The sequence below is a fragment of the Paraburkholderia sp. GAS334 genome (assembly GCF_050436625.1).
Classification (GTDB): domain Bacteria; phylum Pseudomonadota; class Gammaproteobacteria; order Burkholderiales; family Burkholderiaceae; genus Paraburkholderia.
In genome coordinates this window covers 172,331-185,954 of record NZ_JBNDMO010000004.1, presented here as the reverse complement: position 1 = coordinate 185,954, position 13,624 = coordinate 172,331, and the positions used below count along the sequence as shown (strand labels likewise).

The 13,624-nt window shown below is 61.0% G+C and carries 13 protein-coding genes, 1 pseudogene and 1 riboswitch; of the genes and pseudogenes, 11 read left to right on the top strand and 3 right to left on the bottom strand.

The annotated features are described in order from the left end of the window. The first annotated feature begins 1 nt into the window (after window position 1). The 9 genes and pseudogenes from P3T21_RS09785 to P3T21_RS09745 all read left to right on the top strand — a co-directional run bounded on the left by P3T21_RS09785 (window position 2) and on the right by P3T21_RS09745 (window position 8,163). Window positions 2-1,267 carry a CaiB/BaiF CoA transferase family protein gene (locus tag P3T21_RS09785; protein WP_429255731.1) on the top strand — a complete coding sequence of 422 codons (1,266 nt, stop codon included), beginning with the start codon at window positions 2-4 and terminating at the stop codon, window positions 1,265-1,267. Window positions 1,268-1,329: 62 nt separating this feature from the next. After that, a pseudogene (locus P3T21_RS09780) lies at window positions 1,330-1,590 on the top strand (hypothetical protein); the annotation flags it as partial. A gap of 68 nt (window positions 1,591-1,658) precedes the next feature. Continuing rightward, the gene (locus P3T21_RS09775; protein WP_429255730.1) at window positions 1,659-3,023 is read left to right on the top strand and encodes an MFS transporter; all 1,365 of its coding nucleotides are present in this window, start codon (window positions 1,659-1,661) and stop codon (window positions 3,021-3,023) included. A 253-nt stretch (window positions 3,024-3,276) separates the two neighbouring features. Next, window positions 3,277-3,990 (top strand): TetR/AcrR family transcriptional regulator, encoded by a 714-nt coding sequence (locus P3T21_RS09770; protein ID WP_429255729.1) that lies wholly within the window; start codon window positions 3,277-3,279, stop codon window positions 3,988-3,990. A 479-nt stretch (window positions 3,991-4,469) separates the two neighbouring features. After that, entirely contained in the window at window positions 4,470-4,670 is a 201-nt protein-coding gene (locus P3T21_RS09765; RefSeq protein WP_429255728.1) for a hypothetical protein, read from the top strand. Window positions 4,671-4,680: 10 nt separating this feature from the next. Next, on the top strand, window positions 4,681-4,890 hold the full coding sequence (locus P3T21_RS09760; protein WP_429255727.1) for a hypothetical protein: 210 nt from the start codon (window positions 4,681-4,683) through the stop codon (window positions 4,888-4,890). 24 nt (window positions 4,891-4,914) lie between these two features. Next, the gene (locus P3T21_RS09755; RefSeq protein WP_429255726.1) at window positions 4,915-5,541 is read left to right on the top strand and encodes a TetR/AcrR family transcriptional regulator; all 627 of its coding nucleotides are present in this window, start codon (window positions 4,915-4,917) and stop codon (window positions 5,539-5,541) included. A 31-nt stretch (window positions 5,542-5,572) separates the two neighbouring features. Further along, on the top strand, window positions 5,573-7,072 hold the full coding sequence (locus P3T21_RS09750) for an MFS transporter (RefSeq protein ID WP_429255725.1): 1,500 nt from the start codon (window positions 5,573-5,575) through the stop codon (window positions 7,070-7,072). A gap of 809 nt (window positions 7,073-7,881) precedes the next feature. Then, window positions 7,882-8,163: a YodC family protein gene (locus P3T21_RS09745; RefSeq protein WP_429255724.1), complete on the top strand. Its 282-nt coding sequence runs from the start codon at window positions 7,882-7,884 to the stop codon at window positions 8,161-8,163. A 9-nt stretch (window positions 8,164-8,172) separates the two neighbouring features. Here the strand turns inward: P3T21_RS09745 and P3T21_RS09740 are convergent, their stop codons facing one another. The 3 genes from P3T21_RS09740 to P3T21_RS09730 all read right to left on the bottom strand — a co-directional run bounded on the left by P3T21_RS09740 (window position 8,173) and on the right by P3T21_RS09730 (window position 10,547). Beyond that, window positions 8,173-8,805 carry a LysE family translocator gene (locus tag P3T21_RS09740; RefSeq protein WP_429255723.1) on the bottom strand — a complete coding sequence of 211 codons (633 nt, stop codon included), beginning with the start codon at window positions 8,803-8,805 and terminating at the stop codon, window positions 8,173-8,175. Window positions 8,806-8,856: 51 nt separating this feature from the next. Next, window positions 8,857-8,979, bottom strand: a riboswitch (ZMP/ZTP riboswitch). A gap of 65 nt (window positions 8,980-9,044) precedes the next feature. Further along, complete coding sequence (locus P3T21_RS09735; protein WP_429255722.1) at window positions 9,045-10,199, bottom strand: epoxide hydrolase family protein; 1,155 nt, start codon at window positions 10,197-10,199, stop codon at window positions 9,045-9,047. A gap of 27 nt (window positions 10,200-10,226) precedes the next feature. After that, window positions 10,227-10,547, bottom strand: a complete 321-nt coding sequence (locus P3T21_RS09730) for a superinfection immunity protein (protein WP_429255721.1) — start codon at window positions 10,545-10,547, stop codon at window positions 10,227-10,229. A 156-nt stretch (window positions 10,548-10,703) separates the two neighbouring features. Between P3T21_RS09730 and P3T21_RS09725 the strand changes: the two genes are divergently transcribed. Together P3T21_RS09725 and P3T21_RS09720 are read left to right on the top strand one after the other, a co-directional pair. Further along, the gene (locus P3T21_RS09725; RefSeq protein WP_429255720.1) at window positions 10,704-12,167 is read left to right on the top strand and encodes a M20 family metallopeptidase; all 1,464 of its coding nucleotides are present in this window, start codon (window positions 10,704-10,706) and stop codon (window positions 12,165-12,167) included. A 538-nt stretch (window positions 12,168-12,705) separates the two neighbouring features. After that, window positions 12,706-13,593 carry a crotonase/enoyl-CoA hydratase family protein gene (locus P3T21_RS09720; protein WP_429255719.1) on the top strand — a complete coding sequence of 296 codons (888 nt, stop codon included), beginning with the start codon at window positions 12,706-12,708 and terminating at the stop codon, window positions 13,591-13,593. Window positions 13,594-13,624 lie beyond the last annotated feature (31 nt).

The following is a 13,624-nucleotide window of genomic DNA, read 5'->3' as shown; positions in this document are numbered from 1 at the left end:
CATGGCCGGACCACTCGAAGGACTCAAGGTCGTCGATTTTTCCCGGGTGCTGGCAGGTCCGCTGTGCGCCCGGACGCTGGCCGATCTCGGCGCCGACGTCATCAAGATCGAGCCGCCGCGACCCGATGTGTCGCGTGCTGCGTTCCCGAATCGCGACGGCATGTCGGGCTACTACGCGCAGCAAAATAGCGGCAAGCGCAACGTCAGCATCGATCTGAACGCACCGCGCGCACGCGAGCTTGTGCTGCGCCTGTGCGACGAAGCGGACATCATCGTCGAGAATTTTCGGGCAGGCACGCTCAAGGGGTTCGGACTCGACTACTACACGCTCTCCCGGCGCAATCCAAAGCTGGTCTACGTGTCGATCACCGGCTACGGTCAGCGCGGCCCCTGGGCGTCGCGCATGGCCTACGCGCCGACCGTGCAGGCCGAAGCGGGATTTACGCACAACACGCTGCGCCATTTCGACAGCGCGGGCGACGGCCGCAAGTGGACCGATCCGCTGTCGCACGCGGACGTCTATGCGGGCCTGCAAGCGACGATCGCCGTGCTCGCGGCGGTGCGCAAACGTGAAGTAACCGGACGCGGGCAATACATCGACGTCGCGATGGCTGCCGTGATGATGTCGATCAACGAACGCGCCCACCTCGATCTCGCGGGTATCGATACGGGCGCCGAGCCGGGCATCCTCGGCGCATCCGATGGCCCGCATTTCGTTGGCCCCCGCGGCGAAGAGTTCGTGGCGGCGCAAAGCATCATCGGCAGCAACACGTTTCTGAATTACTTGCGCGCCATGCGCCGTATGGACCTTGCGCAGGACCCGCGCTTTAGTACCGCCGAGCGCCGCCTGCAGAACTACAAGACACTGCATGCAGTGATCCAGACGTGGATGCTCTCGTTCCGCGATCTCAGGACGCTCGATGCCCAGCTCGACGAGGCCAAGATCGCGATCGGCCAGATCCGTACCCTGAAGGAACTGGCCGAGACCGATTGGGCGAAGCAGTGGGGTGCGGTGCACGAGATCCCGGATCGCCGCGGCGGCTCCTATCTCATCCACGGCTATCCATGGCGCTTTTCCGATGATGAGCTTGGAATGCGCAGCGAGCCGGCGTTTCGCGGCGAACACAACGAGCAGGTGTTTCGCGGCGCGGGCTTGTCGGAAGGCGAGATTCGTAACGCGATTGACGCGGGCATTCTGGTCGGCGGCCCGCCACCGTCCGTGAAGGAGATCGACGCCGCTGCTCTTGCGGAAGCACGGTCCGACTAAACGCAACTACGTGTTGCGGTGCGCTAACGGGCGGTAGCCCGTGCCCAAGCGCGAACCTTCCCCTCGGCGTATTGCGTACAGAGGCAAATCTTATGCCGCGAATGGGTGTGCGTATCGGCGATGCGGTTCTTGATGTGCATCGATTGCTCGACGCGGATGCAATTGAGCTGCATTCGCCCGAAGACGACGCACTGCGGCAGAACACATTGAATGCATGGATGGCGTTGGGACGGACGTCCTCGTCGGCATTGCGACGCGAACTGTTTGCGCTGCTGCATTCGTCCACGGAACGGGCGGTTCGCGAGACCGTGTCGCAGAAGTGACCGGCGACCTTTGATAGCTGCAGTCCGCCCCGTATTACCGGTATCAACACAACACGTCGGAGAACCGAATGGAAGTGGTGAAGCAATCCTGTGTAGACGGGTCATCATCAGATGACAACGACCTGTTGCGGAAGGCCTACGCTTCGGCGCAATGGAGGATATTGCCGATACTGTTTGGCTTATGGATGCTGGCGTGGGTCAGTCGTTCGAACGTTGCTTTTGCGAAGTTGCAGATGGTCGTGGATCTGCGATTCAGCGAAACGGTATATGGATTGGGCGCCGGGCTTTTCTTCGTCGGCTATGTGCTGTTCGGCGTGCCTACGACCATGTTGCAAAAGAAGTTCGGTGCACGCGCGGTGCTTGCCGGTGTCGCCGGCGGCTGGGGCATCACGAGTGTTGCGATGACGTTCATCAACAGCGCACCGACGTTCTATGCGTTGAGGTTCCTGCTCGGTGTGTTCGAGGCCGGCTTCTACCCAGGCGTTGTGTTGTACTTCAATGCGTGGTTTCCGGGGAAAAGGCGTACCCGCAATTTCAGCATTTTCCACTCAGGGTCGCTCTTCTCGACGGTCGCGATTGGCTTGACAGGGGGATTCGTGCTCGAGCACATAAACGGACTGGCCGGCTTTCAGGGCTGGCGATGGATGTTCTTCACTCAGGCTATCCCTACGATCGTGTTGGCGTGCGTCGCGTTCGTGATACTTCCGGATCTGCCCGGCGGCGCGAAGTGGCTTTCGGCGCGACAGCGTATGCTCATCGAGGACGATCTCAGGAAGAATGCCGAAACGATAGATGACATCGACGTAGACGAGCGTCCCCTGTTACTCAACCCCGCTGTCTGGATCCTGAGCGCCGCCTACTTCTGCCTCCTTGCCGCCACGGCGGCACTGTTTTTCTTCTCCCCGACGATACTTCGCGAGGCGGGATTCGGCGGGTACAAGGAGATTGGCCGCGCAGTTGCGGGTGCCTGCATCCTGGGAGCATTGGGCAATGTGCTCATCTGCAGCATCGGGGGCGCCCCGCATCGCCGCCGGCTCTTCTGTGCGCTGGCGTCGGTCTTCACCGCGGTAAGCCTCTCGGCGCTCGTTTTTGTCTGGCACAGTAGTGCCACCGCGACTTTCTTCCTGCTTGTTCTTGGCTTCGCGGGAACGGGGGCGGGTATAACGCTCTTCTGGCAGATGTCTGTCGGCCTGCTCAGCGGTAAGTCGCTGATGGTTGGCGTGCCGTTAATCAGTTCCGTCGCCAACGTCGCTGGCTTCGTTACGCCCTTTCTGATCGGGTATGTTCGCGACGCAACGGGAACTTATGCGAGTGGATTCATCATGGTGGCCTGTGTCCAGGCACTTGGCGTCGTTGTTCTTCTGTTCGGCGTGCAGCGCATTGCCAGGAGGCGATCGCGCGTTGGCGATATATCGGTTAAAAGCGCAACGTGATTAGTCGATGCCGACGTGGGCGCGGCAGGTGCTCATGGCAAGTGCCCGCGGTGTGCACCGAAAAGCCGCTCCGGGCACTGCGCGCCTCTGAGCGACCAGGCATGCGATGTATCCCGACGCCCAGCCGCGCAACTGAGCCGCTAGAATGCGTATAGCGACACACGCTTGTTTAGCGCGTGATCCGCGATATTGCGTGCCTCTCTGCGCAGAATTTATAATCATTTCCTTGTTTTGCTCCTCGAACGAAGGTCACGTGAGTCCCAAGCCATCTATCGCGAAGAATGCGGATTACCACCACGGCAATCTGCGCAACGCGCTCATCGAAGCGGGGCGCAGCGCGCTCATGGAGGTATCGGCACAAGACTTAAGCCTGCGGTACCTCGCGCGCATGGTGGGCGTATCAGAAGCCGCGCCCTCGCGACATTTTGCGGGTATCGACGAACTACTGGCCACGATCGCTGCAAGCGGTTATCGTGACCTCGCTGCGCTACGCGTTGCGATCCGTGACAGCGAGGATACGGCGCTTGCCAAAGCGTACAGGATGATGCGGGTGTACGTTGAGTTCGCGCAACGCCACAATGGGCTGTTCAGTCTGATGATCGGGCCTCGCATCGTGGCGCATCAGGCGTATCCAGAACTCGCCGAGGAAAGTAACAGGTCTTTTGGGTTGTTTTCCGAGACGATCGAGACGCTGGCTATCGAGAGTGGTTGGGCCCACTCCGATCTCAAGCTTGTGACCCATGCCGCGTGGAGTATGGAGCATGGTCTCGCCACGCTGATCCTGGCGAACCGCGCGCCGCGCGCGGACACGAAAGTGGCGATACCAAAGTTGATCGACTTCGTCGTGATGACGCTACTTGGCGCCATCACGGCGGGTCCGGATCATCTCCAGAGCGTGATTCAGCAATGCGCGCAGTTTCAGAAGCCAGTGGTGACGCGCCCAGCTCGAAAGCGCGTCAAAGCGTAGTCATGATCGCCGTCGAGAACGAGGCACCGATGGCGCGCCCTGGAATATCGTTCTGAACGTGTACGAAATCCCTGCAACTGGTTGCGGGTTTTTTCCAGCCGGCTGAATCGGCTGAAAGCGCCAGGGGGCATGGGTTCCGGCCGCCTAGCTCGAATCGGCTAGAATCCCGATGCTTTGAAGGTCGAAAGGGCCCAAAGCCAATCGTGGCAAGAGATTCCAACGAGATTGAGGGTCGAGGAGTTCGAGCAATTTGTCTGGCCGCATCTGAGCAAGGGCCGTCGCGGCCCGGCGCGAAAGCTCAGCGCGCACACAATCTTCAACTACATCCTGAAGGAGCTCTATCTCTCGGCTGCCAATGGAAGGAGCTGCCCATCGGGAAGGATCGGCACGGCCGCCCCGAGATCCATTACACGCGCATCTATCGAGCCTTCCGGCGCTGGGAAGCGGACGGATGCTTTGATGCCATTTTCGAGAGTTCGGTGTCCCAACTTCATTGCGACGATCGCCTGGATACGCGCATCATCCATGGCGATGGCACTACGAGCGCCGCGAAGAAGGGAGGCGACAACCTCGGCTTCAGCGGCTACAAGAAGGTCAAGGGCTGCAAGGTCGTTGCCCTGTGCGACCGCAACTGCAACGTGATCGCGCCGTTCGTGTCGGCCCCGGGGCAATCGCAATGAATCGCCGCTGTTGCGCGAAGCGCTGCCGCGGCTCACGCGCATCGCCCGGGCGGTAGGGCTCGATCTGCGGGGCAGCGTCGTGAGCCTGGATGGCGTGTACGACTGCCGGCGCAAGCGTAAAGCCATTTTCAATCGCAGCTATTGCGCGTTTTTTGGCTTCTATTGTGCAGGGACAATGGGCATCCACCGGATTGTGCGAAAAGCAGTCTTGAATTCTTGAACGCATAGTCATAATATACGGTCGATGAACAAACCCGACGTCTCCAGAAAACCGGCCGCCACCGGCTGCCGCGGCCGGCCGCGTGAGTTCGATACGCAGGCGGTGCTTGCCAGTGCTGGCCAGGTTTTCTGGAATCACGGCTATCACGCCACCTCGGTCGACGATCTCTGCAAGGCCACCGGCGTGCTGCGAGGAAGCCTCTACGGCGTATTCGGCGACAAGCACGGTCTGCTGCTGGCTGCGCTTGACCACTACGCGGATGGATCGATTGCACGGCTCGCCGAACGTCTGAACGCCAACGTTCCGCCGGAAGAGGCGCTGCGCAATGCCTTGCTGCATCACGTGCGCGCCGCGTCGGCGCTGAATGCGCAGCGCACCTGCTTCATCACGAATGCGACGCTCGAAATGTCTCCAGACGATGTCGCATTGCGCGAACGTATCGAATCCATCCAGCGTCGCACGATCACGCTGCTCTCGGCGGCAGTGATCCGCGGTCAGGCAAGCGGCGTCTTCAACCCCACGCTCGACGAAAAAGCCGTGGGCGAATTCCTGTTGTGTATTACGCAGGGGCTGCGCGTGCTCGGCAAAACGCCGCGTGACGAACAGCAACTGACATCCATCGTCGATCTGGCCATGCGCGCCCTGGTCTGATTTTTTTTCGCTAATTATTGAACGATCGGTCATGAAACATGAGCGTATAGAGTCTTCTGCATCCGGCGCTGCGGTATGCACCGCGGGTGTTGGCGCGATGGGCTCGCCCGTTGCCGCCTCGCCGCCGCGCTTCGAGCGACAGGGGCTCGCGCTCGCCGTGCTGTTCATCGGTGCATTCCTCGCGCCGCTTGACTACTTCATCGTCAACCTTGCGCTGCCCTCGATTCACAGCGGACTGAACGCAACCGATGCGCAGTTGCAACTGATCGTATCGGCTTACGCTTCGGCGTACGCGGTGCTGCTGATCACGGGCGGTCGGCTCGGCGATCTGTTCGGCCGCAAGCGCATGTTCATGGGCGGGATGGCGGCGTTCGTGCTGGCGTCGGCGCTGTGCGGCTTCGCGACGAGCGGCCATATGCTCGTGATTTCGCGCATCGTGCAAGGCATCGCGGCTGCCGTGATGGCGCCGCAGGTGCTCGCGACGATCCGCGCGGTCGTGCCGGCGCATCGGCAGACGAAAGTCATGAGCTTTTACGGCTTCGTGTTCGGACTGTCGTCGATCGTCGGGCAGCTCGGCGGCGGCGCGCTGATCACGTACCACCCGTTCGGGCTCGACTGGCGGATCATCTTCCTGATCAACATCCCGGTCGGCATTCTGGCGTTTTTCGGCACCTGGAAGTTTGTCCCCGAGAGCCAGCCCGCCGTGCGCACGGGCGTCGACCTGAAGGGCGTCGGACTGCTGTCGCTCCTGCTGATGCTGATCATCTATCCGATGACGCATGGCCGCGAAGCCGGCTGGCCCGCGTGGACCTTCGTCATGTTCGCGCTCAGCGTGCCGGTGCTGGCGCTCTTCATCGTCACGGAAAGGCGGATCGACCGCGCGGCAGGCCATCCGCTCGTCGACCTGAAGCTGTTCGGCAATCCGGCCTTTGCGACCGGCCTCGTGCTCGCGTTCCTGTTCTATTGTGAAAGCGCGTTCTTTCTGACGTACGGCATCTATCTGCAAACGGGGCTGCACTGGACGCCGCTCGCCTCCGGCATCGCGATCATGCCGTTCGCGACCGGCTTTATCGTCGGACCGTTTTTCTCACCGGCGATCGTCCGGCGGATCGGCAGCCATGTGCTGACGCTCGGTTTTGCGATGCTGGCAGTGGGCTTTTCGGTGACGACGTGGGCGGCCGGCCAGAGCGCGGTACCGGAGCCGATCTTCTATGTGAGCCTCGTGTGCGCCGGGATCGGACACGGGCTCGTGCTGCCATCGCTGATGCGCATCGTGCTGGCGGAAGTCATATCGGAAAAGGCCGGGCTGGCCTCGGGCGTGGTTTCATCGACGTTGCAGATCGGCGCCGCGTTCGGCACGGCTGCGATCAGCGGGGCTTTTTTCGGGGTACTTGGCCAGCAAACGACCCAAGAAGCGTATGCGCACGCGTTCCAGGTCTGTATCGGCATTACGACCGCGCTGCTGTTCGTGTGTATTGGTTTGAGCGTGCTGCTGGTCCGGCATCAGCGGATGGCGGCTCGGCCCGCCTGATCCGGGCTATCCCGCATTGCAATCAAACCTGGCTAAAGCGCTGAATGGCGTTGATTGAGCGATTGACACACGGATGTCAAAATCGCCAGGGTTATTTATTGCAATGCGGAAAACGTTTTATGGATTTCATGTGAATATTTAATGGCTTGAAAAAATCCATATATGCACCTGGTGTTCAAGGATGGTTTAACCCCTTGCTTCGCGAAGGACATAATAGCGATTTTATTAATCATAAAAAGCCGGCCCGGAAATTGTTGCGCCATCGAGGGGCAAGTCGCGCCGATGAGCACGCAATCTGTGCATCCGGTCGAATGGCTGCAAGCGCCTGTCAGTAAGGGATATGCGGCAGTGCGTCACTGACCGGCATGGCACGCCGCGCATGCGGACCCGCGTGTTTCAAAGTGTTCCCGAAAGTAATAAAGCGCGTTTACCGAAAAAATGCTTGCCTGAAAAAAATTCGATTGTTAATCTTGGCAGGCATTTTAAAATCTAACGTCAATCCGATGATCGGGATTCGCAGATCGGGATTGAAGACGAAGGCTGGTTTTGTGAACGACAGTGCGTAAATCACGGTTCACGTTCAAAGTCGCAAAAGGCCAGGGTAATGGCCACGGCAATTCCGTTTCATCCGTTTCACCGATTCAGCCAGATTGACGTTCAAGACCAGACTGTCGATTCTGCTGCTGCTTGACCGGCGTTCGCCATCGCGCGGCGTCGAGTCGCAAACAGCGACGTATAGTTCGCTGCCGCTTCACGCAGAACAGCACCGACAGCTGGACGCAATCAAAGTTTTCGCACCGGGGATACTTATGCTGAGCGCTACCCTCGACACTACTGATACGCCGCAACCCGACTCGCACCGCGTCGGCGATGTGGTGACCCTGAAGTCAGGCGGCCCGCGCATGACCGTGACCCATGTCGGTCCCGTCGCGCTGGCTGAAGGGGACTGGCTCGTCTGCCAGTGGTTCGACGAGCAGGGCGAATTGCGCCAGGACGTATTCGCTTTCGACCGCGTGCGGCCGGAGCCGCGCTCCATTCCGGCCGGCTCCGTACAACTGCAGCAGTTCGCGCGATTCGGTTACGGACGCTAAGCCTTCGCGCTATCGACGCGCCTCGGTCGCCATCCTGACCGCAAGCCCGGCGAGCACTGTTCCCATCAGCCAGCGCTGAATGACCATCCAGGTCGGACGCTGCGCGAGAAACATCGCGATCGATCCCGCCATCACGGCGGCGATTGCGTTGATGGTGAGGCTCATCGCGATCTGCACGACGCCGAGCGTCAGCGATTGCACGAACACGCTGCCGTGCTGCGGATCGATAAACTGCGGCAGCAGCGACAGATACAGCACCGCGATCTTCGGATTCAGCAGATTCGTGACGAAGCCCATCGCGAAGAGTTTGCGCGGGCTGTCGGCGGGCAGGTCGCGGACCTGAAACGGCGAGCGTCCGCCCGGCTTCACGGCCTGCCATGCGAGCCACAGCAGATACAGCGCGCCGCCGAAACGCAGCGCGTCGTATGCGAAGGGCACAGCGAGCAGCAGCGCGGTAATACCCAACGCCGCGGACAGCATATAAAACACGAAGCCCAGCGCCACGCCGCCAAGCGAAATCAGGCCGGCCGTACGGCCCTGGCAGATCGAGCGCGAGATCAAATAGAGCATGTTCGGGCCAGGCGTAAGCGCCATCCCGAGCGAGACAAGTCCGAAAGTCAACAGACTGGAAAGATGCGGCATTGCATGGCTCCGTAAAAATTAGTCGATAGCGCGGAGTGATCCACAACGATCAGGCAATGCCCAGGCGCGCGGCAAAAACGTGAGGAAAACGCGTGCGGAAACGCGTCATGAAACCCCACGGTCCGCGTTCCCCGATGGTGTCTCCATCTTGCAGCGCCAGTTGCGCGGACCCAGCCATTATTCCATGCGCCAGCGTTTTGTGTAAAAACGCGCGCAGACAGGGCGGCGTTCAGCCCGACTCAACGCCGTAGCGGCCTGAAAAACCGGCGGATTTCCTCAGCCAGCAACGCAGGTTGCTCCATCGCGGCGAAGTGCCCGCCGCGCGGCATGTCGGCCCATTGCGTGAGATCGAACACGCGTTCGATCCACGATTGCGGCGGCCGGCTGATTTCCTTCGGAAAGCGCGCGAAGCCAAGCGGCGGACGCACCCGCTCGCCATGTGCAAAACGAAGCGGCTTCAATCGCATCTCCCAGTAAAAACGCATCGATGACGCGATCGTCTGCGTATACCAGTAGAGCGAGAGATTCGTCAGCAGTTCGTCTTTCGAAAACACGCTTTCGATGTCGCCATTGCAGTCGCTCCACGCGCGAAATTTTTCGATGATCCATGCAGCAAGCCCCGCAGGCGAGTCGTTCAACGACGTGGCAAGTGTCTGTGGCTTCGTACTGTGCACATGCGCGTAGCCGCCTTCGAGCGCGGCCCACATCGCTTTTGCATCGAGAAAAGTCTGTTCACGCGGGGTGATGGGGGGATCGTCGGCGGTGAGCGGTGGCTCATACGAACTCGGCAAATAATTCAGATGGATGCCGTCGACGTGCTGCGGATGCCGGTACGCGAGCGCGATCGACACAGCCGCGCCGAGATCGCCGCCCTGCGCACCGAAGCGCTCGTAGCCGAGCCCGTGCATCAGTTCGGCCCATAGATCCGCAGTCGCGAACGCGGACGTGCCGGGCTTCACGGGTCGCTCCGAAAAGCCAAAGCCGGGCAGCGAGGGCACCACGACGTCGAACGCATCGGCCGGGTCCGCGCCGACCGATGCCGGATCGCACAGGTGCGGCAGCAGTTCCATGAATTCGATGAACGACCCCGGCCAGCCGTGCGTGATAACGAGCGGATACGGTCTCGGTCCGACGCCACGCCGATGCACGTAGTGGATATTCAGCCCGCCGACCTGTGAGACAAACTGCGGCTCGCGGTTCAGGCGCTGCTCGGCGGTACGCCAGTCGTAACCGTTCGCCCAGTGATGCGCGAGTTCGCGCACGTACGCAGGATCGACACCGAGCGCCCACGGCGCGCCGTCGTAGTGATCGGGCCAGCGCGTATGCTGCAGCCGTGCGCTGAGCGCCATGACCTGCGTATCGGGGATCGCAATCAGGAACGGTGTCACCTGCATCGGGCCTCTCCGGTCAGTGCTGCGTGGCTACTTCGTCGACCGGTCGCGCGTCGAGGTGCGCGAAGCGCGCATCTGCACGCGTTCGATCAGATTCTTCGAGAAACCGCGCATGGTCACGATACGCCGTGTCGCGACCACCTCGCCCGCGACGTTGGCCGGCGGATTCGGCTGAAGCGCCCAGTAAAGCGCGAGCAACCAGCCGAACACCGTCCATCCGAGCACGGCATTGAAGAGCGCAATGACGAGCAGGTCATGGCGCTTGCGACGGTCCGCGAGAATCGCCGGCAGGAAATAAACCGCGAGCGCGACGGCGGCCCCGATGATCTGAACGATCAGGCTGATTCCCATGAAGCAGCTCCCGGAAGCGTGACGTATCGAGTCATTGTCGCGCGAACATCGTCATTGTGCAGCGGTTCCGTCGAACGCATGAAGTGCTTTATGAAACGTTTCGTGATCGCCGCGCGAGGACTATCATTGAGACTTTGCACGCGCGGGACTGCCATCATGATTTCTGACGACACCACTCAACAGGCGCAACAGGTCAATCACGACGCGCTCCGGGAATTCGTCGACCGCAAGTGGAACGACGAGATCGTACCGGCGCTGACCGACTACATCGCGGTGCCGGCCAAAAGCCCGGCGTTCGATCCCGACTGGGTCAAGAACGGCTACATCGAGCGCGTGGTGACCGACGCCGCGCAATGGGCCGAACAGCAGCCGGTGCGCGGCCTCAAGCTCGAAATCGTGCGCCTGCCGGGCCGCACGCCGGTGATCTTCTTCGAAACGGCCGCCACGCGTTCGGGTAGCACCGAGACCATCGTGCTGTACGGTCACCTCGACAAGCAGCCGGAATTCGACGGCTGGCGCAACGGCCTCGGCCCGTGGACGCCCAGGTTCGAAGACGGCAAGCTCTACGGTCGCGGCGGCGCTGACGATGGCTACGCGATCTACGCAAGCCTCACCGCGCTTGCGGCGCTCGACGCGCAGGGCGTCGAACGTCCGCGTTGCGTCGGCATCATCGAAACCTGCGAGGAGTCGGGCAGCTACGATCTGCTGCCGTATGTCGACGCGCTGCGTGAACGGCTCGGCAAGGTGGGCCTCGTGGTCTGCCTCGATTCGGGCGCGGGCAATTACGACCAGTTGTGGCTCACCACGTCACTGCGTGGTCTCGTCGCGGGCGATCTGGAAGTTCAGGTGCTCGACGAAGGCATTCACTCGGGCGGCTACGGCGGCATCACGCCGTCCAGCTTTCGCATCATGCGCCAGTTGTTCGAGCGGCTCGAAGATGCATCGAGCGGCAATCTGCTGCCGAAGGGATTTCATTGCGCGATTCCGGCTGAGCGTCTGCGCGAAGCGGAAGCCACGGCCCGGATTCTCGGCGACGACGTCTGGAAAAAAATTCCGTGGGCGTGCGGCCAGGATGGCCGTCAGGTGTTGCCCACCACGACCGATCCGCAGGAAGCGCTGCTCAATTCAACGTGGCGTCCGTCGCTCGCGGTGACCGGTGCATCCGGCCTGCCGTCGCTCGCCGATGCAGGCAATGTGCTGCGTCCGCGCACGGCGTTCAAGTTGTCGCTGCGCCTTCCGCCCTTGATTGACGCGGCGAACGCCGTCGCTGAACTGAAGGCGCTGCTCGAATTCGATCCACCGTACAACGCGAAGGTCACGTTCAAACCGGATCAGGGCGCGGCGACCGGATGGAGCGCGCCCGATCTCGCACCGTGGCTCGCTTCGGCGCTCAATGGCGCGTCGCAGCAGCACTATGGCGCGGACTGCGCGTACATCGGGCAGGGCGGCACGATTCCGTTGATGAACGTGCTGAAGGAAGGCTTCCCGCAGTCGCAGTTCATGGTGTGCGGCGTGCTCGGGCCGAAGTCGAATGCACACGGTCCGAACGAATTTCTACACGTGCCGTATGCGAAGAAATTGACGGCCACCGTCGCGGAAGTGATCTCCGCCGCGCCGTGAATCGTTAGCGACCTTTCAGGCGGGTAGGCGCTGCGCTGAAGCGTTGGCGGCCGCCCGCCGCTTTCGATGACGACGCAACCATCTGGTTCGCTCGTCGGCCCAGACCTCTTCCTTTTCCCGGTCCCTTATCTGTAAAGCGCAATGCCTGCAATGAGGGCAAACGCTTCTTTGCGCAAATTAAATCCGCAATTCGCCACATATAGTCAAATACGTGAACTTTTTACCTATGCGATTTGAATAAACAATGCATGGGATTTCGGCAAAAATAACGCCACACGCTCTCAACCGGCTTTAGTCCATCGTCCGTCTGGAGGAATTCCTCCAGTGCCGCAGAAGCATCGCCGGGGCACAACGGTATACACGAAATCGTTCTCCGGCGGGCTACCCGGCGAGCAGCGCATTCCTTCCGGCCATTCGCAAGTATGGAAATCCATATAAGGATTTGCCACGATCTGTTAGCCCCCGCTCCCCACGGAATTCCGGTCTGTTTTAGGCTCCCATTGCTTTACCTGGATTTAAAAACCTGATGAGGACCAAAATGAATCTCCGTAACCATCACGCCTGCCGTCCCTTCATTGAAGCCGGCAATCTGTCACAAATTTCCGCCTACTACGAAGAAGGCCGCAACGTTATGTGGATGATGTTGCGTGCGCAACCCCGTCCGTGTTTCAACATAGAACTCGTGCACGACATCCTGAGCCTTGCCCGGTCCGCGCGTGAATCCAGACTGCCGATCGACTTCTGGGTGACCGGCTCGCTGATTCCGACGATGTTCAACGTCGGCGGCGATCTGGACTTTTTTGCCGACGCCATCCGCTCGGGCAAGCGCGAGGAACTGATGGCCTATGCGCGATCCTGCGTCGATTGCGTTCACGCTGCCGCACGCGGTTTCGATACCGGCGCGATTTCGATCGCGATGGTGGAGGGCACGGCGCTCGGCGGCGGCTTCGAAGCTGCGCTTGCGCACCATTTCCTGCTCGCGCAGAACGACGCGCGGATGGGCTTTCCGGAAATTGCCTTCAACCTGTTCCCCGGCATGGGCGGCTACTCACTCGTCGCGCGCAAGGCGGGCATGCGTCTCGCGGAGGAACTGATCGGCGTCGGCGAATCGCACACGGCGGAATGGCATTCGGCGCGGGGACTCGTCGACCAGCTGTTCGAACCGGGCGATGCCTACGTCGCCACGCGTACCTTCATCGACACGATGCGCCCGAAGCTGAACGGCATTCGCGCGATGATGCGCGCGCGCCAGCGCGTGCTGCAGCTTTCGCGTGCCGAGCTGATGGAGATCACAGAGGATTGGGTCGAGGCGGCGTTCACGATCGAAGAGAAGGATCTTGCCTTCATGGAGCGCCTCGTGATGCTGCAGAACCGCCGGACGTCGAATCTGCGTGCAAGCCCGGCGCCGAGCGCGAACGTGGCGTAAGGGCCCCTGAATCATTCGTGGCCGCACCAGA